The organism is Streptomyces sp. NPDC104106, from assembly GCF_055584345.1.
The window spans coordinates 1-1608 of sequence record NZ_JBVJMF010000065.1 but is presented as its reverse complement, the minus strand read 5'-3'; the positions used below and the strand labels follow the sequence as shown (position 1 = coordinate 1608).

At 70.3% G+C, this 1608-nt stretch carries 3 protein-coding genes; all 3 read left to right on the top strand.

Annotated elements, in window-relative coordinates; all coding sequences use genetic code 11:
* Window positions 1-376: vitamin B12 dependent-methionine synthase activation domain-containing protein (locus tag ACZ60X_RS43865; protein ID WP_469611443.1), on the top strand; the 376-nt coding region annotated here is incomplete at its 5' end.
* The gene (gene metF / locus ACZ60X_RS43860) at window positions 373-1287 is read left to right on the top strand and encodes a methylenetetrahydrofolate reductase [NAD(P)H] (protein WP_469611441.1); all 915 of its coding nucleotides are present in this window, start codon (window positions 373-375) and stop codon (window positions 1285-1287) included. The genes ACZ60X_RS43865 and metF, both read left to right, overlap by 4 nt.
* A partial coding sequence (locus ACZ60X_RS43855) for an adenosylhomocysteinase (RefSeq protein WP_469611439.1) occupies window positions 1265-1608 on the top strand: 344 nt, incomplete at its 3' end. The genes metF and ACZ60X_RS43855, both read left to right, overlap by 23 nt.

The window sequence follows — 1608 nt, the reverse complement described above, 5'->3', positions numbered from 1 at the left end:
TGAGGAGACCGCCAGGCTGTTCGAGGCCAACGCCTACCGCGACTACCTCGAACTCCACGGCCTGTCCGTGCAGTTGGCCGAGGCACTCGCCGAGTACTGGCACGCCCGCGTCCGCGCCGAACTCGGCATCGGCGGCAACGACCCGGCCCACCTCGACGGCATGTTCCGCACCGAGTACCAGGGCTGTCGTTACTCGCTCGGCTACCCGGCCTGCCCCGATCTGGAGGACCGCGCCAAGATCGCCGAGCTGCTCCAGCCCGAGCGGATCGGGGTCCACCTGTCCGAGGAGTTCCAGCTCCACCCCGAGCAGTCCACGGACGCCATCGTCCTGCACCATCCCGAGGCCAGTTACTTCAACGCCGGAGGCCGGGAGTGACCACCCTGCGCGACGTCCTTCACGGGGCGGCCCCTTCGCTCCCGTCGTTCTCCTTCGAGTTCTTCCCGCCGAAGACCGACGCCGGAGCCCGCACCCTGTGGCGGGCGATCCGCCGGATCGAGGCGCTGGCGCCGACGTTCGTGTCGGTCACCTACGGGGCGGGCGGCTCCTCCAGGGACCGTACCGTCGAGGTGACCAAACGGATCGCGGCCGAGACGACCCTGCGTCCCGTCGCCCATCTGACCGCCGTCGGCCACTCGACGGCCGAGCTGCGCCACATCATCGGCCAGTACGCCGACGCCGGAGTCCGGGATGTGCTGGCGCTGCGCGGTGATCCGCCCGGCGACCCGAACGCTCCCTGGATCCCGCACCCCGACGGCTTCACCCACGCCCACGAACTGGTGCGGCTGGTCAAGGAGTCGGGGGACTTCAGCGTCGGTGTGGCCGCCTTCCCCGAACGCCATCCGCGCTCGGCGGACTGGGAGAGCGACATCAGGCACTTCGTCGCCAAGTGCAAGGCGGGCGCCGACTACGCGATCACGCAGATGTTCTTCCGGGTCGAGGACTACCTCCGGCTGCGGGACCGGGTGGCCGCCGCCGGCTGTGACACCCCGATCATCCCGGAGATCATGCCCGCCACCGACGTACGCCAGATCGCCCGCTTCGCCGAACTGAGCGGCGCCGCCTTCCCGGAGGAACTGGCCCACCGGCTCGAAGCCGCGCGCGACAAGCCCGCCGAGGGCCACCGCATCGGTGTCGCGTACGCCACCGCCATGGCCGAGCGGCTGCTCGCCGAAGGCGCCCCCGGCCTGCACTACATCACTCTCAACCGCTCGACGGCGACGCTCGAGATCCACCGCAACGTACTGAACTCAAGGAGCCCCCGGCATGTCCTCTCGGCCCAGCGCTGACTTCACCGACTTCAAGGTCGCCGACCTCTCCCTCGCCGAGTTCGGCCGTAAGGAGATCACCCTCGCCGAGCACGAGATGCCCGGCCTGATGGCGATCCGCGAGGAGTACGCGAAGGGCCGGCCGCTGGCCGGCGCCCGGATCACCGGTTCCCTGCACATGACCGTCCAGACGGCCGTGCTGATCGAGACGCTGGTCGCCCTGGGCGCCGAGGTCCGCTGGGTCTCGTGCAACATCTTCTCCACCCAGGACCACGCGGCCGCCGCCATCGCCGTCGGCCCGAACGGCACGCCCGACAACCCCCAGGGCATCCCGGTCTTCGC